The organism is Odoribacter sp. AF15-53 (assembly GCF_003479425.1).
GTDB lineage: Bacteria > Bacteroidota > Bacteroidia > Bacteroidales > Marinifilaceae > Butyricimonas.
Genome location: NZ_QUHC01000008.1, coordinates 137,970 through 162,124, shown reverse-complemented (window position 1 = coordinate 162,124; position 24,155 = coordinate 137,970). Strand labels below are relative to the sequence as shown.

Below are 24,155 nucleotides of genomic sequence, written 5' to 3'. Positions count from 1 at the left end.
GATGTCTTCATATAATTCAAACAATAGAATAAGCTTTGCGTCGATAAAAAATCAGCTGGAATACCCTGATTTTCTTGAGGTGCAATTAAAGTCTTTCAAAGACTTTTTTCAATTAGGTACCACGCCTGAGAACAGAAAGAATGAAGGCCTTTACACGGTTTTCAAGGAGAATTTTCCTATTACTGATACTCGGAACAACTTTGTTTTAGAATTTTTGGACTATTTTATAGATCCGCCTCGCTATACGATCGAGGAGTGTCTGGGTCAGGGATTGACTTTCGGCGCACCCTTGAAGGCGAAATTGAAGTTGTACTGTACAGATCCGGAACATGAAGATTTTGATACCGTTATCGAGGATGTATATTTAGGGAATGTTCCTTACATGACCCCGAAAGGTACTTTCGTGATCAATGGGGCAGAGCGAGTGGTAGTTTCTCAGTTACACAGGTCTCCCGGTGTTTTCTTCGGGCAGAGTATTCATGCGAATGGTACGAAGCTTTATTCCGCTAGAATTATTCCGTTTAAGGGTTCTTGGATCGAATTCGCCACGGACATCAATAACGTGATGTACGCGTATATCGACCGGAAGAAAAAATTACCGGTAACAACTCTTTTACGGGCTATCGGTTTCGAAACGGATAAGGATATTCTTGAGATTTTCGGTCTCGCGGATGAAGTGAATGTTTCCCGTACGGGGTTGAAGAAAGTCGTTGGCAGGCGTTTGGCTGCTCGTGTTTTGAAATCTTGGATTGAAGATTTCGTTGATGAAGATACCGGTGAAGTAGTTTCTATCGAGCGTAACGAGATTATCGTTGATCGTGAAACGGTACTGGAGCCTGAGCATATTGATGCGATTGTCGAGTCAGGTGCAAAGACGATCCTTCTTCACAAAGAGATGCAAAATCTGGCAGATTATGCCATTATATATAACACGTTACAGAAAGACCCCTGTAACTCTGAGAAAGAGGCCGTGTTGCACATCTACAGGCAGTTGCGTAGTTCGGAGCCGCCTGACGAGGCTACGGCCCGTGATGTGATCGACAAGTTGTTCTTCTCGGATAAACGTTACGATCTGGGTGACGTGGGACGTTACAAGTTAAACAAGAAATTGGGACTTGCAACTGATCCGGATATCCGTATCCTGACGAAAGAGGATATTATCGAGATCATCAAGTATTTGATCCGTTTGTTGAATGCCAAGACTGACGTGGACGATATTGACCACTTGAGCAATCGTCGCGTACGTACTGTTGGCGAACAATTATATAATCAATTCGGTGTAGGATTGGCTCGTATGGCCCGTACGATTCGTGAACGAATGAACGTGCGAGACAACGAGGTGTTCACCCCGGTTGACTTGATTAACTCGAAGATTTTGTCTTCGGTGATTAACTCGTTCTTCGGAACAAATGCGTTGTCTCAGTTCATGGATCAGACGAATCCGTTGGCCGAGATAACTCATAAGAGACGTATGTCAGCTTTGGGACCCGGTGGTCTTTCGAGAGATCGTGCCGGATTCGAGGTGCGTGACGTACACTATACTCACTATGGTCGTTTGTGTCCGATCGAGACGCCTGAGGGACCGAATATCGGTTTGATTTCTTCTCTCTGCGTGTACGCTAAGATTAATGACCTTGGATTTATTGAAACCCCGTACCGGAAGGTGAATAATGGTGTTGTGGATTTGTCGGAGGAAGGAATTCGCTATTATTCAGCCGAGGAAGAGGAGGAATTAGTTATTGCACAGGCAAATTCGCCGATGGATGAGAATGGTAAATTCACTAACAAGTGGGTAAAAGCCAGAAAAGATGCGGATTTCCCGTTAGCAGCCGGAGAGGATGTTGATTTAATCGATGTTGCCCCGAACCAGATTGCTTCTATTGCGGCTTCTTTGATTCCGTTCTTGGAGCATGATGACGCGAACCGTGCATTGATGGGATCGAACATGATGCGTCAGGCAGTTCCTATTATTTCTCCGCAGTCTCCGATCGTGGGTACCGGTTTGGAAGCAAATTTGATCAAGGATTCCAGAACGCAAGTTGTTGCGGAAGGACCCGGTGTGATCTCTTTTGTGGACGGACGTAAGATTGTAATTAAGTATGACCGTACGGAGGAAGAGGCTTTTGTAAGCTTTGAATCCGATACAAAAGAATATTATTTACCGAAATATCAACGTACTAACCAGAGTACGACGATTTCACTGAGACCGATCGTGAAGAAAGGTCAACGCGTGGAAGAAGGGCAGATTCTGACGGAAGGGTATTCTTCAGAGAAAGGGGAGTTAGCTCTCGGACGAAACCTGAAAGTGGCGTTCATGCCGTGGAAGGGATACAACTACGAGGATGCTATCGTGATTTCTGAGAATATTGTGCGGAATGATGTCTTCACATCAGTTCACGTGGACGAGTATTCTTTGGAGGTTCGCGAAACAAAACGCGGATTGGAAGAGTTGACGGCTGATATTCCGAACGTGAGTGAGGAAGCAACCAAAGATTTGGACGAGAACGGTATTATCCGTATCGGGGCCCGGGTTCAACCGGGAGATATCCTGATCGGTAAGATTACCCCGAAAGGCGAGTCTGATCCAAGTCCGGAGGAAAAGTTGTTGAGAGCTATTTTCGGTGACAAGGCTGGAGACGTGAAGGATGCTTCTTTGAAGGCTTCCCCGTCGTTGAAGGGGGTTATTATCGACAAGAAGTTGTTCCAACGTACGGTGAGTGATCGTAAGACGAAAGCCGCGGGTAAGAACTTGTTGGCCGAGTTGGATGAACAGTTCCAACGTAAAGTCGGTGATTTGACCTCGTTGTTGATTGATAAATTGTTCGAGTTGGTAAACGGTAAGACTTCGCAAGGCGTGAAGAATTACTTGAATGAGGATATCGTTCCGAAGGGCGTGAAGTTCTCTTACAAGATGTTGCAGAATATGGACTTCTTGCAGATCAACCCGAACAAGTGGACGACCGACAAGCAGAAGAATGATATGATTCGCGACTTGTTGCACAACTATATCATCAAGTACAAGGAGATCGAGGGACAGATTAAACGTAAGAAATATAACGCTACTGTCGGTGACGAGCTTCCTTCCGGTATTATCAAGATGGCTAAGGTTTACGTGGCTAAGAAGCGTAAATTGCAAATCGGAGATAAGATGGCAGGACGTCACGGTAACAAGGGTATCGTATCCCGCGTGGTAAGGGTGGAAGATATGCCGTTCTTGTCTGACGGGACTCCGGTTGATATCTGTCTGAACCCGCTGGGTGTGCCTTCTCGTATGAACTTGGGACAGGTGTTCGAGACCGTGTTGGGTTGGGCCGGAAAGAATCTGGGATTGAAGTTTGCGACCCCGATCTTTGACGGTGCTACTTTGGAAGATATCAACAAGTACACGGATGAAGCGGGTGTACCTAGATTCGGAACCACGTATTTGTATGATGGAGGAACGGGAGAACGTTTCGACCAGCCGGCAACCGTGGGTGTGATTTACATGCTGAAACTGGGACACATGGTTGATGACAAGATGCATGCTCGTTCTATCGGACCTTACTCGTTGATCACGCAGCAACCTCTTGGAGGTAAGGCTCAGTTCGGAGGTCAGCGTTTCGGAGAGATGGAGGTTTGGGCACTTGAGGCTTTCGGAGCTTCGCATATCTTGCAGGAGATACTGACCGTGAAGTCGGATGACGTGATGGGTAGAACCAAGACTTACGAGCATATCGTGAAAGGCGAGCCTCTCCCGACACCGGGTATCCCGGAATCGTTCAACGTGTTGTTGCATGAGCTTCGTGGATTAGGATTGAGCGTAAATTTAATATAATTGTTGATTTATGATTTTAGATTTATGATTCTATGTAATCGTAAATCTAAAATCTGAAATCTAAAATCATAAATATGGCCTTCAGAAAAGACAATAAAGTAAAAAATTTTACTAAAATCGCCATCGGATTGGCTTCTCCGGAAGAGATTCTGGAACGGTCTAGTGGTGCTGTATTAAAACCGGAGACGATCAACTATCGTACTTACAAACCCGAACGTGACGGTTTGTTTTGCGAGCGTATTTTCGGTCCGGTGAAGGATTATGAATGTCATTGCGGTAAATATAAGCGTATCCGTTACAAGGGTATCGTTTGTGACCGTTGTGGTGTAGAGGTTACCGAAAAGAAGGTTAGACGTGAACGCATGGGACATATCCAGTTGGTGGTTCCGGTGGCTCATATCTGGTATTTCAAGTCGTTACCCAATAAGATTGGTTACTTGTTAGGTTTGCCTTCCAAGAAACTGGATACTGTTATCTACTATGAGAGATACGTGGTGGTGAACCCCGGAATCATGGGAGAGTCGGGTATCAAAACAATGGATTTTTTGACGGAGGAGGAGTATCTGGATATTCTGGATAAGCTTCCGACGGATAATCAATATTTGGATGATGATGATCCAAATAAGTTCATCGCTAGAATGGGTGCGGAAGCTATTTCCATGCTGTTGGAGCGTTTGGATTTGGATGATCTTTCCTATGATTTGAGAAATAAAGCAAACACGGAGACTTCTCAACAGAGAAAGAACGAGGCTTTGAAGCGTCTTCAGGTGGTGGAGGCTTTCCGTGAGAGCAAAGAGATAAATAAACCGGAATGGATGATCGTGAAGGTGTTGTCTGTAATACCTCCCGAATTGCGTCCGTTGGTTCCGTTGGATGGAGGTCGTTTCGCGACTTCGGATTTGAACGATTTGTACAGACGGGTAATTATCCGTAACAATCGTTTGAAGAGATTGATCGAGATCAAGGCTCCGGATGTGATCTTGCGTAATGAAAAACGTATGTTGCAGGAAGCCGTGGATTCATTGTTCGATAATTCTCGTAAATCCAACGCTGTTAAGATTGAGAATAACAGACCGTTGAAGTCTCTTTCCGACAGTTTGAAAGGTAAACAGGGACGTTTCCGTCAGAACTTGTTGGGTAAGCGTGTTGACTACTCAGCCCGTTCGGTAATCGTTGTCGGTCCAGACTTGAAGATGCACGAGTGCGGTCTTCCGAAAGATATGGCGGCTGAATTGTATATGCCGTTTATTATCCGTAAGTTGATCGAGCGCGGTATCGTGAAAACGGTAAAGAGTGCCAAGAAGATCGTGGATCGTCGTGATCCGATCGTTTGGGATATTCTTGAAAACGTGTTGAAAGGTCACCCGGTATTGTTAAACCGTGCCCCGACCCTGCACCGTTTGGGTATTCAAGCATTCCAACCGAAATTGATCGAGGGTAAGGCTATCCGTCTGCACCCGCTGGCTTGTACCGGATTCAACGCCGACTTCGATGGTGACCAGATGGCCGTACACTTGCCGTTAGGTAATGAGGCCGTGTTGGAAGCTCAGATTTTGATGTTGTGTTCTCACAATATTCTGAATCCCGCGAACGGTGCGCCTATCACGGTGCCTTCTCAGGATATGGTACTCGGTTTGTATTATATCACGAAACCGAGAAAGGGTGTAAAGGGTGAAGGTTTGAAGTTCTATTCTCCCGAAGAGGTTATTATTGCCTTCAACGAGAGAGCAGTAGACTTGCACGCTGAAATTGAAGTGAAGATTGATGACGTGGATAAGGATGGCCAACCGATCAGACACATGATCAAGACTACGGTCGGTCGTGTGATCCTGAACCAATCTACCCCGAAGAATTATCCTTATATTAATACGTTGATCACGAAAAAGGCTTTGCGTGATATCATCGGTGACGTGTTTAAACGTTGCGGTGTGGATGTGACGGCCAAGTTCCTAGATGATATCAAGGATTTGGGTTATCGTAAGGCATTTGAGGGTGGTTTGTCTTTCAACTTGGGAGACGTTATTGTTCCGGAGAACAAACAAGAGTTGTTGCAGGAAGGATATGATCAGGTTGAGGAGGTGATGGCGAACTATAACATGGGATTCATTACCAACAACGAGAGATATAACCAGATTATTGATATTTGGACACACGTGAACGCTAACCTGACTTCAACTTTGATGAAGCAGTTGGCCGCGGATGATCAAGGTTTCAATTCTATCTACATGATGTTGGATTCCGGAGCCCGTGGATCTCGCGAGCAGATTCGTCAGTTGGGAGGTATGCGTGGATTGATGGCAAAACCGCAGAAATCAGGAGCTACCGGGGCTCAAATTATCGAGAACCCGATTTTGGCTAACTTTAAAGAGGGACTTTCCGTGTTGGAGTACTTTATTTCAACCCACGGTGCTCGTAAAGGTTTGGCCGATACGGCTTTGAAGACTGCCGATGCCGGATATTTGACTCGTCGTCTGGTTGACGTGGCGAACGATATCACGATTACCGAGGAGGATTGCGGTACGTTGAGAGGTATCACCATTTCAGCTATCAAGAATAACGAGGAGATTGTGTCTTCTTTGTCGGAGAGAATTTTAGGACGTGTTTCTGTACATGATATTTATCACCCGAATACAGGTGAATTGATCGTGGCTTCCGGAGAGGAGTTCACGGAGGAGATTGCCGATATTATCGAGAAATCCCCGATCGAACGTGTTGAGGTTCGTTCTGTATTGACTTGCGAGGCGAAGAAGGGGGTATGTGCTAAATGTTACGGACGTAATTTGGCTACCAGCCGTATGGTTGAGAAAGGTGAGGCCGTTGGAGTTATCGCCGCCCAGTCAATCGGTGAGCCGGGTACTCAGTTGACATTGAGAACCTTCCACGTGGGAGGTACCGCAGGAAATATTTCCAGCGAGAACTCTTTGAAGGCCAAGTATGATGGTTACGTTGAATATGAGGAATTGCGTTCTGTGGAGTACACGCAAGATAACGGAACTACCTGTGACGTGGTTGTAGGTCGTTTGACGGAGTTGCGTATATTGGATAAGAACACGAATATTATATTGATTTCTCACGCTATTCCTTACGGAGCTAAATTGTTCGTGAAGGATGGTCAGGAGATCAGCAAGGGTGAATTACTTTGCGAATGGGACCCGTTCAACGCGTTGATCATTACTGAATTTTCGGGTACGATCGGATTGGAGAACTTGATTGATGGTGAAACCTACAAGGAAGAGTCCGATGAAACAACCGGATTTAGAGAAATGATTATCATCGAGTTCCGTGATAAGATGAAAGCTCCCGCTCTGTGTATAAATGATGCAGACGGTAACACGGTGAAGAGTTATAACTTGCCCGTGGGTGCTCACATCGTCGTGAAAGAGGGGGCCGAGGTTGTAGCCGGTAGTACAATAGCCAAGATTCCGAGGGCTGTCGGTAAGGCAGGCGATATCACGGGAGGTCTTCCTCGTGTTACCGAGTTGTTCGAGGCTCGTAACCCGTCGAATCCCGCGGTTGTATCGGAAATTGACGGAGAGGTTACTTATGGTAAGATCAAACGTGGTAACCGTGAAATCATCGTGACTTCGAAAGCTGGCGAGGTGAAGAAATATTTGGTTTCTTTGTCAAAACAGATTTTGGTTCAGGAGAACGATTATGTACGTGCCGGGACCCCGTTGTCTGATGGTGCAATTACCCCGACTGATATTTTGAATATCGAAGGACCGATTAAGGTACAAGAGTATATCGTGAACGAGGTACAGGATGTGTATCGTATGCAGGGTGTGAAAATTAACGATAAGCATTTCGAGATTATCGTACACCAGATGATGCGTAAGGTATTGATCCAAGATGCCGGAGACACGAGATTCTTGGAAAACCAAGTGGTTGACAAGAGTGAGTTCATGGAGGAAAACGATGCGATCTACGGAAAGAAAGTTGTTCTTGAAGCCGGGGATTCGGATCGGGTGAAACCGGGACAGATTATCTCTGTACGTATGTTGAGAGATATTAACTCTCAGTTGAAACGTCGGGACTTGAAAGTAGTGGAAGCCAGAGATGCCGTGCCCGCAACTTCCGCACAGGTATTGCAGGGTATTACCCGCGCAGCTTTGCAAACGGCTAGTTTCATTTCTGCCGCATCATTCCAGGAGACTACGAAAGTATTGAATGAAGCAGCAATTTACGGTAAAGTCGATCCGTTGGAAGGATTGAAAGAAAACGTGATTTGCGGTCACTTGATACCAGTGGGTACAGGTATGAAAGAATTTAGAAGTATGATTGTAGGTTCTAAGGCAGACCTTGAGAGGATGGAAAAAGACAAATGATAGGTAGAGGCGCTGAAAGGCGCCTCTATTGTTATATACTATTAACCTAAGATTGTTATGGAAGAAAAAAATCATCCGTTCGACATCGAATTGAACCATGAAGTTGCACAAGGTACTTATGCAAATCTGGCTATAATTTCTCATTCAACATCCGAGTTTATTGTTGATTTTATCCGTATGATGCCCGGCTTGCCTAAGGCTGAGGTGAAAAGTCGTATTATCTTGACCCCGGAACACGCCAAACGTTTGATGTTGGCTTTGCAGGATAATATCCGGAGGTATGAGCAGGATTTCGGGAAAATCAATTTACCGGAATCTCTCGGTCCGGTGTTTCCGTTGGATTTGGAACAGCAGGGACAAGCCTGAGGTAATTTTAGATTTTAAATTTACGATTTTAGATTCCAGCCGCACAAAGTTAACGCATTCAAATAATCGGATAGCGTGGCCTTGTGTGGCTGGAATTTAAAATCGTAAATTTAAAATCTAAAGTTATTAAAGCCATTTTTTTCTTTTGAAGTAGAGTAACATGATGATGGTGATGACGATCATGATTCCCCATAGGATAAAGTAGCTGTAATGGTTTTGTAATTCGGGCATGTACTCGAAGTTCATCCCGTAGATTCCGGCGATAAAGGTGAGTGGAATGAAGAGTGCGGAAAAGATGGTTAATATTTTCATGACATCGTTTACCCGGTTACTGATATTCGTTTGGTAAAGGTTCATTTGGTCGGATATCATGGAGTAGTATATCTCGATGGCTTCTTGAGCTTGGACGACAAGGTCATCCAAATCGTGCAGGTAAGTATACGTGTTCTGGTTAATTAAAGGAGAATCACAGTTGGTAAAGCGGGTAGTAACTTCTTTAAAAGGGCGGACGTTTTTCCGAATATAGGACAGTTCCGTTTTGTAATGATAAAGGTCTTCCATGGCTTTCGGGTCGGCATCCAGGATGGTTTTACCTCTTTCTTCGATAGCGGCTCCGAGAATTTCCAGGTTAATGATATAACTATCAACAAGTGTGTCGAGTAGTGCGTAACAGAGATAATCCGTTCCGAAAGACCGGATGCGGGTTTTTCCGTCGTAGAGGCGTTTTTTTACCGCTTTGAAATAATCCGCATCTGTTTCCTGAATCGAGACCAGATAGTGTGAACCTACGATGAAAGATAGTTGTTCCATGTGTACGATGTTGTCTTCGGGTCCCAGATAGAATGATTTGGCGATGATGTATAGGTGGTCGGATTCCTCGCTGAACCGGGGACGCTGATCGGTATTCAAAATGTCTTCCAAGAATAAGGGTGATACATCGAAAGCTTTTCCCATTTCCGCGATTAGAGTCGTGTTCTGTAAGCCCGATATGTTGATCCAGGTCATGTGATCATTGGATACGGCATTCATGATGTCTGTTAGTGTTTCGGGGAAGGATTCCTTGATTCCTTCGCTCGTGTATTGAATGACATGAATAGAGTTCTTTGTCATTTTTTGCTTCCCGATAAAGATGAGAGAACCGGGAGGGGCACCTTGTGATTTTGTTCGATCTTTTAGAAAACGAGCCATACGATGAAGTTAAAAGTTAATGACTAAAGGATAAAAGTTATTTCGAATCCGAGTCTGATGTTTCTATTTTTAGTTTGATGGGATTGGAACTGTCTCCCCAGGTGAGGGTACGATAGGGGAAGGGGAATTCCACGTTTTTCGCGTCAAATACTTTTTTCAGGCGTCTACGGTATTCTCTTCCGACAGCCCATTGTTGCATGGGTTTTGTTTTGAGAACAAGACGGATAACAACGGCACTATCGGCGAAGTCATTTACCCCGCTGATGGATATCGGTTCTAACATCATTTCTCTGTAAACCGGGTCGTTGAACATTTCGTCACCTACTTGTTGCATGAGCATGATAGCGTTATCCGTGTCTTCTTTGTAGCCAATACCGATTTGGAGGACAATGGCGGACCACTCTTTGGTCATGTTGGAAAGTGTGTTTATTTTCCCGTTCTGGAAAATATGTACGGTTCCGGAACTATCGCGGAGGGTGACGGTTCGTAGCTCGATTTTTTCAACCAATCCTTCCGTTCCATTGATTACGGCCCAGTCTCCGGTGCGTAGTTGATCTTCCAGTAGAATAAAGAACCCGGAAATGAAATCCCGCACAAGTTCCTGTGCCCCGAAGCCGACGGCTAACCCGACGATCCCGGCACTGGCTAGGATGGGGGCGATGTTGATATTGAATTTTCCGAGCAAGATCAGAAGGAAAATTACCCACAGGAAAATTCTTCCGATTCCGTGTATAATTCCCGTTAGTGTATTGATTCGTTTTTCAGCCTCGTTGTCGTCTATATTTTCGGCTCGATGGGCTTTATTGATGGCTATTTTTTTCATTTTTTGGGTGGTAAATCGTAAGGCTCGCAGTAGAGACACGAATAAAATGATCAAGATCGCGATGGAGGGAAGTTCGATCACACACCAGGTAACGAGTTTTGTCAACATTTCATTCCAAAATACGGCGGTGAAAATAGCTGGTGTGTGTTGTGCTTCTTTCGTGTTCCAAAAAACGACAACCCCGTCTATATGTGTGCTATCCGGGATATTTTTTTCGATGACTTGATTCGTGTTGTTGTCCCACCAGGAATCATCGAGATTAGTCTTGTTGATCAAAAAATTGGTGCTGACTTTCGGAACTGAAACTACAATCTCTCCAGAGGAAGGAAGGAAGTTTATATTGTGGTAGGCATTCCGGAGTTGTCCAAGCGTGGAATTCAAACCGATACCCTCGGAAGTTTTGAAGGATGTATCCCGGATGATGATCCGGTTAATGAAGGAACTAGTATCCCCGGCGACTTCGGGAGTGGCGGTAAACAACAGGTTCCCGTTGCGATCATAGATGTTGTAGTCGTCGAACTCCTGATTGAAGAACCCGCCTTTGTTTTTTATAAGTTTAATCTGTTTCGGGGGATACATGGCGTAAAGTTGGCGGATGTTCGTGCCTCTTGCAATCGGCCCCACGTGGGTAGAACTGATCGTGTACGGGTTTTGTGAATCGTCCGGGCGATTGATAAAATCGGAAATGGATGATTTCTTTCCGCAACTTATTGTTCCCAAAATCAGGCAGAGTAAAATCAGATAGTTTTTCATGACGGTATGTTTAAAAAATTACTTTGTGGCTATGTACGTGTTTACTTGATAAAATTATACAAAACTTATTATCTATACAATTTAAAGCATGAATTTGTTCCATATTGAAAGGGATTTTGTTCCTGAAATTTTCAATCGTAACAAGAAAGTAACTAAAAAATGGCGGAAAAATGTTCGTTATTTAGAATTGTTTTATTTAATTTATGCTGAAAAACATGTTTTTCGACATGCTCAACCTTGAATGTCAGGGCGATATCGAAGAAGAAAAAAATACTGATACAAACTTGTTTAGATATTTCTATTGGCTACCTTTACGCATGTTTTACAACATAAAATTAGTGTGATATCATAGTATATTATTTATAATCTAATATTAAAGAACAAGTAACTAAGTCATGAGTGAAAAGACAAAAGTTATCGAAAAAAAGAATATTGTAATTCGTTTCTCCGGAGATTCGGGAGACGGGATGCAATTGACCGGCTCGCAGTTCTCGGATGCTGCGGCCTTATTTGGAAACGGTGTATCAACGTTTCCGGATTATCCGGCTGAAATACGCGCCCCGCAAGGTACGGTAGGTGGTGTTTCCGGTTTCCAGGTACATATCGGGAATGATCCCGTGAAGACTCCGGGAGATTTTGCAGATGTGCTGGTGGCGATGAATCCTGCCGCTTTGAAGGCCAACTTGCGTTGGGCAAAAAAGGGTGCGACGATTATCGTGAATTTGGATGCATTTAATGACAAGAATATCGAGAAGGCCGGGTATAAATCAAACCCGCTGGAAGATGTTATCTTGCAAGATTATAACGTGGTCCCCGTAAAGATCACGACTTTGACGGAAGAGGCTTTGAAAGACAGTGGTCTGGATCAGAAGTCTATCGTTAAATGTAAGAATATGTTTGCTCTTGGTATGATATACTGGATGTTCGATCGTACGGTAGATCACACGAGAGATTTTATTAACCAGAAATTCGGCAAGAAACCCGAGATCGCTCATGCTAACGTGAAAGTATTGGAAAGCGGGTTCAACTATGCTGCTAACGTTCACGCTTTGGCCGTACACTTCAACGTGGCCCCGGCCCAGATCGAGAAAGGACGTTACCGGACAATTACCGGTAATAAGGCTACGGCATGGGGATTCCTGGCTGCAGCAGAGAAGGCGAATTTACCTTTGTTCTGCGGTTCTTATCCTATCACTCCGGCAACGGATATTTTGCAGGAGTTGGCGTTGAGACGCGATTTAGGAGTTAAGACTTATCAGGCAGAGGATGAGATTGCCGGAATTTGTACTTCAATCGGTGCAAGTTACGTTGGAAATCTGGCTATCACCACGACTTCAGGTCCCGGTTTGGCATTGAAGAGTGAGGCTGCCGGTTTGGCGGTTATGGCTGAATTGCCTTTGGTTATTGTTGACGTTCAACGTGGCGGTCCTTCTACCGGTCTTCCCACGAAAACAGAACAATCCGACTTGTTGCAAGCTCTTTACGGACGTAATGGTGAAAGCCCGATGCCTGTGGTGGCTGCAAGTACCCCGGGTAACTGTTTTGATTATGCTTTCTGGGCTGCTAAGATTGCCGTGGAACATATGACCCCGGTCGTTTTGTTGACTGACGGTTATCTGGGTAACGGTGCTCAGCCTTGGAAAATTCCTTCCATGAAGGATCTTCCCGTGATCACCCCGAGAATAGCTAAAGAAGGCGATGACTACAAACCTTATGCGCGTGATCCGGAGACATTGGCTAGAATGTGGGCCTTGCCGGGAACGAAAGGATTGGAACATCGTATCGGTGGTCTGGAAAAAGTGAATGTAACAGGTGAAATTAGTTATGTTCCTGAAAATCATCAAATCATGACGGATTTGCGTGATGCTAAGGTGGCTAAGATTGCGGATTGTCTGCCTCAACAAGAAATTTTCGGAAACCAGAATGGTGGTGACGTGCTTGTTGTTGGTTGGGGTGGTACTTATGGTCACTTGTACTCGGTTGTTCGTGAATTGAGAGAAGAGGGACAGGATGTAAGTTTGGCTCATTTCAATTTCATCAACCCGCTTCCGAAGAACACGGACGAGGTGCTTGGTAAATTCAAAAAGATCATCGTTTGCGAGTTGAACCTGGGACAGTTTGCTCAATATTTAAGAGCTAAATTCCCGCATTACACTTATTATCAGTATAACAAAGTAGCAGGATTACCTTTCACGGTAGTTGAGCTGAAAGAAAAAATAACCGAATTATTAGGAAAATAATCATGGCAGAACAATATACACCGAAAGATTTTAAGAGCAACCAAGAGATTCGTTGGTGTCCGGGTTGCGGTGACCATGGTATCATTAACTCCGTGCAGAAAGCCATGGCTGAATTGGGGTACCCGAAAGAATCGTGGGCAGTTATTTCCGGAATCGGGTGTTCTTCCCGTTTCCCCTATTACATGAACACGTATGGATTCCACACGATTCATGGACGTGCTGCCGCTATCGCATCCGGAGCAAAGAGTGCTAACCCAAAATTGAATATTCTTCAGGTTTCCGGTGACGGTGATGCATTGGCAATCGGGGGTAATCATTTTATTCATGCAATCCGTCGTAATATTGATATTACCACGCTGGTGTTCAATAACGAGATTTACGGGTTGACGAAAGGTCAGTATTCTCCGACCACGAAATTGGGTACGAAGACTAAAACTTCTCCTTACGGAACAATCGAGACCCCGTTTAATCCGGGTGAGTTGGTAATCGGTGCGCAGGGAAAATTTTTCGCCCGCTCTTTGGATATGAATATCAATTTGACGGCAGAAGTTATCGAGGCTGGTGTACGTCATAAGGGTACTGCTGTTGTAGAAATCCTTCAGAATTGTGTGATTTTTGCGGATGGGGCTCATTCGGCTATTACCGATAAAGAGATGAAAGAGGAACGTCAGTTAATTTTGAAGCATGGCGAACCGATGGTTTTCGGAAAGAACAAGGATAAAGGTATTATGTTCGATATGAAAGCCGGGAAATTAAAGGTCGTTGAGATCGGTAAAGATGGTATCACGCTTGATGACATCATGGTTCATGATGCTCATAGTGTGAATCCCTCTATGCACTGGATGCTGGTACACATGAAAGCTCCTGAATATCCGGTAGCTTTGGGTGTTATCCGTGATGTGGAAGGTGTTACCTACAACGATGCGTTGGAAGGACAGATCGAGACTGTAAAAGCTAAATCATCCATTCATTGTGTTGAAGATTTACTGAACAGCGGTGACGTTTGGGAAGTAAAATAATATTGAAAAGGCGCTCGGTTGAAGAGCGCCTTTTTTGTCATTTGGAATGGGGCATGGATGCAATGCCCCATTTTGTATTTGGAATAGAATCCATTTGTAATTTCAAGTGACCGCCGTTCATGATTTCCTGGCGATAGAACCAACAATCCTCCAAGGGTTTGCCATTAAGAGTAGCTGATTGGATGTAATAGTGATCCGGGGCGTTATTGGTGGTTTCGATCACGAATTCTTTGCCGGAGTAGTATTTCGGGTCTAGTTTGATCGTGATTTTATTGAATTTCGGGCTACCGATCTGGTAAGAAGGGGTGATGTTCGTACCTCCTTGTACGTCAAATAACCCCATGGCAGCCATCACGTACCACGATCCCAGTTGTCCCTGATCCTCGTCTTGCCCGAATCCGTATCCATGTTCGGGAGTCGTTCCGTAAAACTCATCACAGATCAGACGGGTGTATAATTGGGTAAGCCACGGTTTCCCGGAATAGTTGAAAAGCCAAGCATCATGCAAACAGGGTTGATTTCCTTGATTATATAATTTTTCCACGCCGGAGAAACTGTCGATCTCTTTGCCTCCCCCGAATAACGTCTTGCGTGATTCAACAAAGGTGTATTCCAGTCTTTCATTGAAGAGGTCTTTTCCCATAAGATTGATTAATCCCTTGACATCGTGGGGAACATACCAGGTGTATTGAGCCGCATTACTTTCCTGAAAGCCTTTCCAGCCTTTCATCGGGTCGAAATCTTTCAAGAACGAGCCATCGGCTTCACGGGGACGCATGTATTTTGTTTCCGGATCAAACAGGTTTTTGTAAGCGAGAGAATATTGCATGAGAGTGTCATGTTCGGCTGTTTTTCCCAGAGCTTTTGCCATTTGAGCCGCCGCGTAGCAACTGAATGCATACTCTAGCGTGTGGGATGCTCCAAAATTGCAGATCCAGCCATTGGGATACAGGTAGTCTTTTAAAGGGATATAACCTTGTTTGATGAAGAATTCATTGTCGTATTTCCCGTTTCCCATGTCTCTTCCCATGTATTCCAGTTCGTTTTTGCGAACGGCCTTCCAGGCGGTTTCAAGATCGAAATCTCGGATTCCGGCTTGGAATGCGGCGCATATCACGAGTCCCTGAAAGTTGGTTTGAACCCCATTCGTGTAAACCCCTGCGGCTTCCCCGTCATGTAGCCAACCGGAATTTTTAAAGAAGTCGAGATTCGATTGCACGTAGCTGGAATAGATTTCGGGATAGGCTAGTGACCAGATTTGAGTCAAATTCCAAAAACCTCCCCACATCCCGTCCGTGTTATGATGGGCGTAGAGGAGAGTTTCATTTTCATCTAGGGGAATCTGGCCGATGGTTTTATCGTGTTGAATGAATTGTCCGTTCACGTCGTTGGCAATGCCTCTACCTAATAGAGCATGATAGAGTCCGGTATAAAATTTGGTCTTGTCGGCATCGGTTCCTCCTTCCACTTGAATCCGACCGAGCATTTCGTTCCAAGTCTGACGGGCGGCTAGTTTCACGTCATCAAAGTTTTTTCCTTTGGCTTCCACTTCCCGGTTATTACGGGCGTTTTCGATACTCGTGTAAGATAGACCGACCTGCATTTGGATTTGTTCTTGATCTTTTGTGTTGAATGTCAGGAATAATCCGCATCCGGGGCCTTCCACGGTATTTGTGTTTTCTTGTACATCTTCGTCGATGAATGTGCCGGTTGTTTCCGGTTTCTTGTCCAGCTTGGCGGCGAAATAGATTTTCACCTTGCCTTCCGGTTGGCAGAATGTGGCGTAAATCGGGTAATTCTCTACCCAACCGGTAACTTCGTTGTTTTCCGGGTGATAGGTGACTTCCGCACCGGTAACTGTTGCGCTTTCACCCTGTTTGTGCCCGATGTCGAAAAGTATCCTTGATTCAGATGATTCAGGAAAGGTGTAACGGTGAAATCCGGTTCGGGTAGTTGCCGTGATTTCAGCTTTTATATTATAATCCGAGAGGTTTACCGAGTAATAACCAAGAGTGGCATATTCCGTGGTTTTATCAATGCGGGAACGATAACCCATGTCGGGGTCTTCCAGAGAACCCGGTAAGGTTTTCAATTTTCCGGTCGTGGGCATGGTAATGACTCCTCCAATTTGGAATTCATGAAAATGGGCAAATCCTTCAATGGAGTTGTGGCGGTCGTCATACCCGCAGGGTAACCAACTCCCGTAACTTCCGTAAGCGTTCGTGGTCGGGGCCAATTTTGCCATACCCATGGGGAGGGCGGCAGGCGTGTAAAAGAACCAACGGCAATGCACCGAGCCGATTTGCGGGTCAACCCAATCGACCGGTTGTTTGTTTTCCGGTGAGGATTGACATGAGTGGAGGGATAGAATCAGCAGGAATAGGCTAACTAGGTTTCTCATGGTTTGTTTCGTTTTTTATATTTTGATGATTTTGCGGACAAATTTATCCTTTTTTGCTTCTCTATTCATTAAAAAAGGATAAATTTGTAAAGCGAAGAATTAAAAAACCAGTAAAATATATTTTCTATGATATATCAGAATATATTGAGTGTTACATTACCATTAACGAATCCGGTGTTAATTTTTTCTGTAATCCTTTTTATTATTCTGTTTGCCCCACTTGTATTGCATCGTTTCAAGATTCCTGATATCGTGGGGTTAATCATCGCGGGTGCTTTGGTAGGACCTTACGGTTTGCATGTCATGGATCGGGATAGCAGTATCGTGTTGTTCGGAACGGTGGGGTTGTTGTATATCATGTTCGTGGCCGGGTTGGAAATAGATATGGCCGATTTCAAAAAGAATAGCAAACGGAGTTTGATTTTCGGGCTTTATACTTTTTTTATACCGATGATCGTGGGAACTTTTGCCGGGGTTTATTTACTGGGTTTTTCCTATCCGACTTCTATATTGTTGGCAAGTATGTTTGCTTCCCACACGCTGGTGACTTACCCGATCGTGAGTAAATATGGGATCACGAAAAACAGGGCGGTAAACGTTGCTATCGGGGGGACGGTTGTAACCTGTCTGTTGGCGTTACTGGTATTGGCGGTAATCGTGGGTATGTCTACCGGGGAGTTGACTCAGGGGTTTTGGATAAAATTGAGTGTTTCTACGATTCTATTTGCCTTTATTGTTATTTGGGGATTCCCGTTTGTCGGACGTTGGTATTTCAAACGATATGACGATCGTGTCGGCCAATTTATATTTGTTCTCGGACTTGTTTTCTTTGCTTCTTTCTTGGCGGAAACAGCCGGACTGGAAGCAATTATCGGGGCTTTCTTGGCAGGGTTGGCTTTAAACCGGTTAATACCGAATACTTCTGCATTGATGAACCGGATCGAATTTGTCGGGAACGCGTTGTTTATTCCCTTTTTTTTGATCGGGGTCGGGATGTTGGTTAACTTTCAGGTGTTCTTGAATGATTTGACGACGATCTGGGTGGCTGTTGTTATGACAGTTGTGGCAACGGTTTCTAAATTTATTCCGGCTTGGTTGGTTCAGAAGAATTTCCGTTTTACCTCTTCCGAAAGGACCTTGATTTTCGGGTTGAGTAATGCGCAGGCTGCCGCGACATTGGCGGCCGTTTTGGTGGGATATAACGTGATCTTGGGGACAACCCCGGAGGGGGAACCTATCCGTTTGCTGAATGAAAGTGTGTTGAACGGTACGATCGTGATGATTCTGGTGACTTGTATCATCGCTTCTTTTGCCACGCAGAAAGGGGCGCAGGAAGTAGCGTTGGCCGAGTTCGCAGAGGATGAAAGCGTGGATAGCGAGGAGGTAGAGGATCGAATTTTGATACCATTGAGTAATATCGAGAACGTGGAGGAATTGGTTAGTTTGGCGGTTACTATAAAATCCAAGAAGGCAAAGTCGGTGATGACTGCCTTGAATGTTATACAGGCTGATGCCGGAGATAGTACAGCAGAAAAGAAAGCTCATATGTTACTTGAAAAGGCAACGAAGGCTGCCGCCGCCACGGATAATCAATTGGAAACTTCTTTACGTTATGACGATGATATTGTGAGCGGGATTAAGAATGCGACGAAAGAACACAAGGTTACCGATATTGTACTTGGCTTACGTAAGGAAGGGGTCATTTCCGACACTTTCCTGGGGAACCTGACCGATCGGGTGTTGTCGAAATGTGCCACAACGACTTTGGTTTATCGTCCGGCACAACCTTTATCGACGGTAAAACGTTATGTTGTCGTGGTGCCTTCTCGGGCGGAAAGAGAGATTGGTTTCCCTTATTGGGTGATCCGTATTTGGAATATTGCCAAGAATTCAAGTAGTAAAATCGTGTTTTATGCTGATGCTTCGGTGCTGAAAGTTTTGCAGGAGATACAGGCGAAACATCATATCGAGGTGGAGTTTAACGAATTTAATAATTGGGATGATTTCCTGATAATTTCCAGGGATGTGAAGGAGAATGACGCTTTGATGATTGTGATGAGCCGGAAGAATTATCCTTCGTATTTAAGAAATATGGTTCAGATTCCTTCTTATTTGAATAAATATTTTTGTAAAAATAGTTGTATCCTGATCTATCCGATGCAGATCGGTATCGGAGATCAAGAACTGGGAGCGTTGAAAAGCATACCTCATGCGGATTCACATGATAGTCTGGATGATTTGGCTGATGTGTTGAGAAGTCTGTTTAAAAGAAATAAGTAATCTAATCCGTTTGCCGTATGAAAAAAATTGTCATTTTTCTAGGAGTCATTTTACTGGTATACGCTTTTAAGGAATTGTCTCCCTTTGAAAAAAAACTGATTGGAAACCTGACGGCTCAAGTGCAGGAGTTACAGCAGGAAAAGTTGTATTTACACACGGATAAAAGCGTGTACACGGTTGGAGATAAGCTATGGTTCAGGGCTTATCAGGTACATGCGGCGGCTATATTTCCCATGGTTTACAGCCATTACGTGTATGTCGATCTGGTTGATCGGCGAGATTCTTTGATACAGCGGGTAAAGGTGGTACACCGGGATTCCTGTTTTTACGGGCAAATAGATATCCCGAAGGATTTGCAACAAGGCGATTATTGTCTGCGGGCTTTTACTTATTACATGCAGAATATCGGGGAAGATTATTTTTTCAAGAAGAAAATTCGGGTGATTAACCCGAAAGATTCAAGGGTTTGGACAAATGTGACTTACACGAAGAATCGGGAGAATAATTACACGGCCACGATTCAGTTGCTGGACGGGCAGGGAGAACCTTATGACCGGACTTCACTCACTTATATTGCCGGGGTGAAAAAAGATCAATATTCCGTGAAAGGGGCCCGGACAGACAAAGAGGGGAAATTTGACGTGAAGATCGATACCACGATGAAAACTATCGAGATCGAGTTCCGGGATGGACAACCTTTTCCTTTTAAACGATATATTCATATCCCTTCCCAGTTAAAGGATTTTGACGTGCAGTTTTTCCCGGAAGGGGGAGCTTTGTTGTCGAATAACTGGCAACAGGTGGCGTTCAAGGCAATCGGGGCGGATGGGAGAGCGGTACATGCCACGGGTGACGTGTATCAGGATTCGATAGTTATTGCTACGGTCAAGACGGAACACGACGGGATGGGAAAATTCCGTTTGCCCGTGAACCCGGGAAAGACGTTTTATGCTATTATGCGAACAGAAGAGGGTGTGGAAAAACGGTTCGACTTGCCCACAGCGTCTGAAACGGGATGGGGTATTACGGTTACGGGGCAGGATTCGGTATTACATTATCGAGTAATTAAAGGAGAGCGAGCCACGTTGCCGGAAGAATTATATGCCGTGGTGCATTGTCGGGGAATATTTATTGGTTCTACTCGTGTGAACGGATTGACGAAAGGAACGATCAGCCTGGGAATCATTCCGGAAGGAATTTCGCATATCGTGCTGGTTGACGGGGAGGGGAAGGTGTACAGTCAGCGATTGTTTTTTGTGAAACGTAATCATCGTCCGGAGTTGAAGATCACGACTAATAAACCGACTTATATTGCCAGGGAATTGGTCGAAATGGAGATTGATTTTGAGGAACCGTATAAAGGTTTGTTTGACGGTTCGTTTTCGATATCCGTGACGGATGATCAAAAAGTGGTACAGGATTCCTTGGAAGATAATATATTGTCGAATTTGTTGCTTACCTCCGATTTGAAAGGGTATATTGATAATCCGGCTTATTATTTTAGCGATACAACGGCTGAGGTAGCGAACAACTTGGATTTGGTGATGATGACTCACGGGTGGACCCGTTTTGATATTTCCAAGCTGGCGAAAGGAGAGTTCTCGGATTTGAAATATCCTTTAGAGATCGGGCAGGTGATTTCCGGGAAAGTGAATAATTTCTGGGGGAAAAAGTCAAAAGGAGCGAATATTGTGTTGTTGTCTAATTACGGCCTTTGCCGGATGGTGGAGACTGATGAGTCTGGGAATTTCCTGATTGATGGTCTGGCCTTTCATGATAGTACGACTTTTCTGGTGCAAGCGTTGAGTGCAAAGGGACGTCGGGGGGTAACCGTGAAGGTGGATCAGGATGAGTTTCTGCCGATGCATTATTCGTTGCCGAATACGCTGGAAGCGAAGAAGAAAGAGGATGATTTTTACAAGAAATTCGGGCAGGATTATTATTATGAGAACGGAGAGAAGGTTTACGTGCTGGATGAGGTCATCGTTTCCCGCAGAAAGCAAAAGAAGAGTTATTCTTTCTATGATAACATGGCTAATCATCAATTGGATTCAGCCCGGATTAGCGAGTACGCCATGATGCCGATAGAGATGATCATACAACAATTGCCGGGTGTGACATTCGAGAAAGATGACGAGGGGGAAGATTGTTTCAAGCAATTCGGGCGAAAATTGTATGTTCTGGTCAATGATTTTGAAGAGCCGATGGATCAGATTCGTTTGATCCCGACGGGTTCCCTGTTAAATATTTCTTTACTGGATCAAATGCAGGGACAAATCTTTTTCGGGGACCGGGGTAAAAACGGGGTATTGATTATTTCGGCACAACCGGGGTGGACCCCGAAAGAAGTAGGACGTCCTAATATGTTGCCTTTTAAGATTATGGGATACCAAGTACCGAGCGAGTTTTACGTGCCGAAATATGAGATAGATTCCGTGCGTTTGGATAATCGCTATGACGAACGTTCCACGATTTACTGGCAGCCCGTGGTGAAGGTCGGTAAGGAGGGCCCCGCTAAATTGCAGTTTTACACGGCTGATACCTATGGTAAATATTCCGTTATCGTGGAAGGAATCACGTCGAAAGGGGTGATTTGTAGGAAAAAAATTCCGTTGATATTAAAATAATTCAATTATTAATTTGGGAAGCAGTCCGGAACAATTTCCGGACTGTTTTTGTAACGAAAAAGATAAGAAGCACGTTAAATCTTAACGAAGTAGAGCTTATATATCATCTAGTTGACAACTATATACAAGAAAGAGTGTACCCTCCATGTTTTTCTAACTTGATAGAGGCTTGATGGAATGTAGATAGAAGTTTAAGGTAAGTAAGTGTAAAGGGAATGCTTTTTTACTTAATATTTGATAGTAATACGGTTTGTTCTTTCAAGGATGATTTTCTGATTTATTTTCATCTGTCTATTGTAATCCGAATTTCAGAATGTATATAAGAGATTATTCAAAATTTATTTGCATATTTGCTTTTCATTGAGATGGATGAATAGATGTTATGAGTAGGAATTATTGTTTTACGTTGACAAATGGGGTACAGCTTGATTTCAAGCAGGTATTTGATCAATATTTTAATTCCTTGGTTCTTTTTTCTGACCGGTATTTGGGGGAACGGGAAGAGAGTGAATCCTTGGTGCAGGATGCTTTTCTAGCCTTGTGGGAAAATCGTTTGGAGTTCCCAGATGAAATTTCCGTGAAAGCTTACCTTTATTCAACCGTGAGGAATAAGGCTCTAAACGTGTTGAAACATCGTAAGATAGAACAACAGTACATGAATGATATCCTCCGGGATGAAGATGCGGAACTTTATTATATGAAATCCGTGGTGGAAGAGGAGACTCGGCGGTTGATTTTCACGGCGATTGATTCCTTGCCGGAGCATTGTAGAAAGGTGTGTCTGTTGAATTTGGAGGGATTGGATAATCAGGAAATTGCAGATGAATTGCAAATTTCCTTGAATACAGTGAAGTTTCACAAGAAAAACGCATACAAATTGTTACGGGATAAGTTGAAGGATAAGTTCTATCTATTATTTCTTATATAGAATATTATTATCTTGAATCAGTTAAAATTGGTTACAGTTGTGCTCTTTTGTCACGGGGTATAGTGGTACGGATTTATAACGTTTTGATCTATATTTTGTTCGTGTTTATCTCTTTGGTTTTTGAAACATGGATAATTAAAAAAATCATATTCGGTGATTTTTTTCGTTTTTTCACTACCCGTTTTTTTTCTTCAGTTGTTTTAGTGATGTAAATTGAAAACAAATGACGAAAAAGTATATTCAAATAGCAGATTTGATCTACAAGGATAAAGTTGGGATTGCGACCGAGAAAGAGAAGCAAGAATTACTTGATTGGTTGGCTGAATCAGACTTTAATCAACAGATATTTGAGGAATTATCTAAGGGGAGTGGTCTGAGCCAAAGCTACGAGGAGTACCGGGCGATACATCGGAAACAAGTTTGGGAACAAATTGAACATCAAATTGTTTCTAAGACTTGGAGGTTGTCGTGGCAATGGTTGGGGTATGCGGCTTCGGTGATCGTGTTGATCGTGGCCGGGTGGTTGATGTTCTCGATAACGGGACGAGACGAGGAACAGAAAAAGGCAAAGCAGGTTGCAACGATTACCCCGGGTGAGCGGAAAGCTATTTTACATTTGGAACCGGGAAAACAAGTTGTTTTAGGAGGAATGGATGCGGTTATCGTTGACGATAGTTTGTCCGGTAAGATTGAACAGGTGAATGATGCTTTGGTATACCAGGTGGAAGATGGAATTAAAGAGATGAAGATGAATATGTTGGAAATACCCAAAGGCGGGGAGTTTAATGTGACATTGGCTGATGGAAGCCAGGTGTGGTTGAATGCGGGAACGAAGTTGACTTATCCGGTAGCTTTTATCGGAAAAGAACGCCGGGTGGAACTTGAGGGTGAAGGGTATTTCGAGGTAAAACGGGATGATGCGAAGCCGTTTATCGTGATGTTGAATGGGATGGAAATTAAAGTGTTAGGGACGTCTTTTAATTTGAGGTCTTTCAAGCAGGACGGGCGGACAACCGCAACGTTGATTAGCGGGAAAGTGGAAGTTAAAACTCTTTCAAAAAATGTGGTGTTGGAACCAAATCAACAGGCCGATTTGATAGTCGGTGAGGATCGTCTGGAAATACGAGAGATTGATGCAGAGTCTTATCGGGCGTGGACGAAAGGGCAATTCGTGTTCCGTCGTGAACGTCTGGAGACGATTATGGATGATGTTGCCCGTTGGTATAACGTGACCGTGTTTTACGAGCAGAGTAGTGCTAAAGAGATATTGTTTTCCGGGATTGTAGAACGATATGCCAATATCACGGAGACGTTAAAGATGCTTGAGAAGACCGGTAAAGTATTGTTTATAGTTGATAACCAAAAAATTATAGTGAGAGTGAAATAAAAAA

At 44.1% G+C, this 24,155-nt stretch carries 11 protein-coding genes and 1 pseudogene; 9 read left to right on the top strand and 3 right to left on the bottom strand.

Translation table 11 applies throughout. The annotated features are described in order from the left end of the window. Window position 1 precedes the first annotated feature (1 nt). The 3 genes from rpoB to DWW52_RS15740 all read left to right on the top strand — a co-directional run bounded on the left by rpoB (window position 2) and on the right by DWW52_RS15740 (window position 8,505). Window positions 2-3,814 carry a DNA-directed RNA polymerase subunit beta gene (gene rpoB / locus DWW52_RS15750; protein WP_118716469.1) on the top strand — a complete coding sequence of 1,271 codons (3,813 nt, stop codon included), beginning with the start codon at window positions 2-4 and terminating at the stop codon, window positions 3,812-3,814. Window positions 3,815-3,888: 74 nt separating this feature from the next. Next, entirely contained in the window at window positions 3,889-8,139 is a 4,251-nt protein-coding gene (rpoC, locus tag DWW52_RS15745; RefSeq protein WP_118716468.1) for a DNA-directed RNA polymerase subunit beta', read from the top strand. 57 nt (window positions 8,140-8,196) lie between these two features. Continuing rightward, complete coding sequence (locus DWW52_RS15740) at window positions 8,197-8,505, top strand: DUF3467 domain-containing protein (protein ID WP_118716467.1); 309 nt, start codon at window positions 8,197-8,199, stop codon at window positions 8,503-8,505. 126 nt (window positions 8,506-8,631) lie between these two features. Here the strand turns inward: DWW52_RS15740 and corA are convergent, their stop codons facing one another. Together corA and DWW52_RS21125 are read right to left on the bottom strand one after the other, a co-directional pair. Next, window positions 8,632-9,693: a magnesium/cobalt transporter CorA gene (gene corA, locus DWW52_RS15735; protein ID WP_118716466.1), complete on the bottom strand. Its 1,062-nt coding sequence runs from the start codon at window positions 9,691-9,693 to the stop codon at window positions 8,632-8,634. 37 nt (window positions 9,694-9,730) lie between these two features. Then, complete coding sequence (locus DWW52_RS21125; RefSeq protein ID WP_199692009.1) at window positions 9,731-11,269, bottom strand: mechanosensitive ion channel family protein; 1,539 nt, start codon at window positions 11,267-11,269, stop codon at window positions 9,731-9,733. Between the two features lie 395 nt (window positions 11,270-11,664). On the opposite strand from DWW52_RS21125, the gene DWW52_RS15725 reads away from it, so the two are divergent. Next, a complete protein-coding gene (locus DWW52_RS15725) occupies window positions 11,665-13,509 on the top strand; it encodes a 2-oxoacid:acceptor oxidoreductase subunit alpha (protein ID WP_118716465.1) in 1,845 nt (614 codons plus the stop codon). 2 nt (window positions 13,510-13,511) lie between these two features. Further along, a complete protein-coding gene (locus DWW52_RS15720) occupies window positions 13,512-14,528 on the top strand; it encodes a 2-oxoacid:ferredoxin oxidoreductase subunit beta (RefSeq protein WP_118716464.1) in 1,017 nt (338 codons plus the stop codon). A 37-nt stretch (window positions 14,529-14,565) separates the two neighbouring features. Here DWW52_RS15720 and DWW52_RS15715 read toward each other — a convergent pair. Continuing rightward, window positions 14,566-16,932 (bottom strand): annotated as a pseudogene (locus DWW52_RS15715) (GH92 family glycosyl hydrolase); the annotation flags it as partial. Window positions 16,933-17,055: 123 nt separating this feature from the next. Between DWW52_RS15715 and DWW52_RS15710 the strand changes: the two are divergent. The 4 genes from DWW52_RS15710 to DWW52_RS15695 all read left to right on the top strand — a co-directional run bounded on the left by DWW52_RS15710 (window position 17,056) and on the right by DWW52_RS15695 (window position 24,151). Then, on the top strand, window positions 17,056-19,209 hold the full coding sequence (locus DWW52_RS15710) for a cation:proton antiporter (RefSeq protein ID WP_118716462.1): 2,154 nt from the start codon (window positions 17,056-17,058) through the stop codon (window positions 19,207-19,209). A 17-nt stretch (window positions 19,210-19,226) separates the two neighbouring features. After that, a complete protein-coding gene (locus tag DWW52_RS15705) occupies window positions 19,227-21,836 on the top strand; it encodes a hypothetical protein (protein ID WP_118716461.1) in 2,610 nt (869 codons plus the stop codon). A gap of 382 nt (window positions 21,837-22,218) precedes the next feature. Continuing rightward, the gene (locus tag DWW52_RS15700; protein ID WP_118716460.1) at window positions 22,219-22,764 is read left to right on the top strand and encodes an RNA polymerase sigma-70 factor; all 546 of its coding nucleotides are present in this window, start codon (window positions 22,219-22,221) and stop codon (window positions 22,762-22,764) included. 223 nt (window positions 22,765-22,987) lie between these two features. Next, on the top strand, window positions 22,988-24,151 hold the full coding sequence (locus tag DWW52_RS15695) for a FecR family protein (protein WP_118716459.1): 1,164 nt from the start codon (window positions 22,988-22,990) through the stop codon (window positions 24,149-24,151). Window positions 24,152-24,155 lie beyond the last annotated feature (4 nt).

What these genes read in the sequence shown, in the direction of transcription:
- rpoB (WP_118716469.1), top strand. Translation starts at nt 2, where the DNA reads ATGTCTTCATATAATTCAAACAATAGAATAAGCTTTGCGTCGATAAAA.
- rpoC (WP_118716468.1), top strand. Translation starts at nt 3,889, where the DNA reads ATGGCCTTCAGAAAAGACAATAAAGTAAAAAATTTTACTAAAATCGCC.
- DWW52_RS15740 (WP_118716467.1), top strand. Translation starts at nt 8,197, where the DNA reads ATGGAAGAAAAAAATCATCCGTTCGACATCGAATTGAACCATGAAGTT.
- corA (WP_118716466.1), bottom strand. Translation starts at nt 9,693, where the DNA reads ATGGCTCGTTTTCTAAAAGATCGAACAAAATCACAAGGTGCCCCTCCC.
- DWW52_RS21125 (WP_199692009.1), bottom strand. Translation starts at nt 11,269, where the DNA reads ATGAAAAACTATCTGATTTTACTCTGCCTGATTTTGGGAACAATAAGT.
- DWW52_RS15725 (WP_118716465.1), top strand. Translation starts at nt 11,665, where the DNA reads ATGAGTGAAAAGACAAAAGTTATCGAAAAAAAGAATATTGTAATTCGT.
- DWW52_RS15720 (WP_118716464.1), top strand. Translation starts at nt 13,512, where the DNA reads ATGGCAGAACAATATACACCGAAAGATTTTAAGAGCAACCAAGAGATT.
- DWW52_RS15710 (WP_118716462.1), top strand. Translation starts at nt 17,056, where the DNA reads ATGATATATCAGAATATATTGAGTGTTACATTACCATTAACGAATCCG.
- DWW52_RS15705 (WP_118716461.1), top strand. Translation starts at nt 19,227, where the DNA reads ATGAAAAAAATTGTCATTTTTCTAGGAGTCATTTTACTGGTATACGCT.
- DWW52_RS15700 (WP_118716460.1), top strand. Translation starts at nt 22,219, where the DNA reads ATGAGTAGGAATTATTGTTTTACGTTGACAAATGGGGTACAGCTTGAT.
- DWW52_RS15695 (WP_118716459.1), top strand. Translation starts at nt 22,988, where the DNA reads ATGACGAAAAAGTATATTCAAATAGCAGATTTGATCTACAAGGATAAA.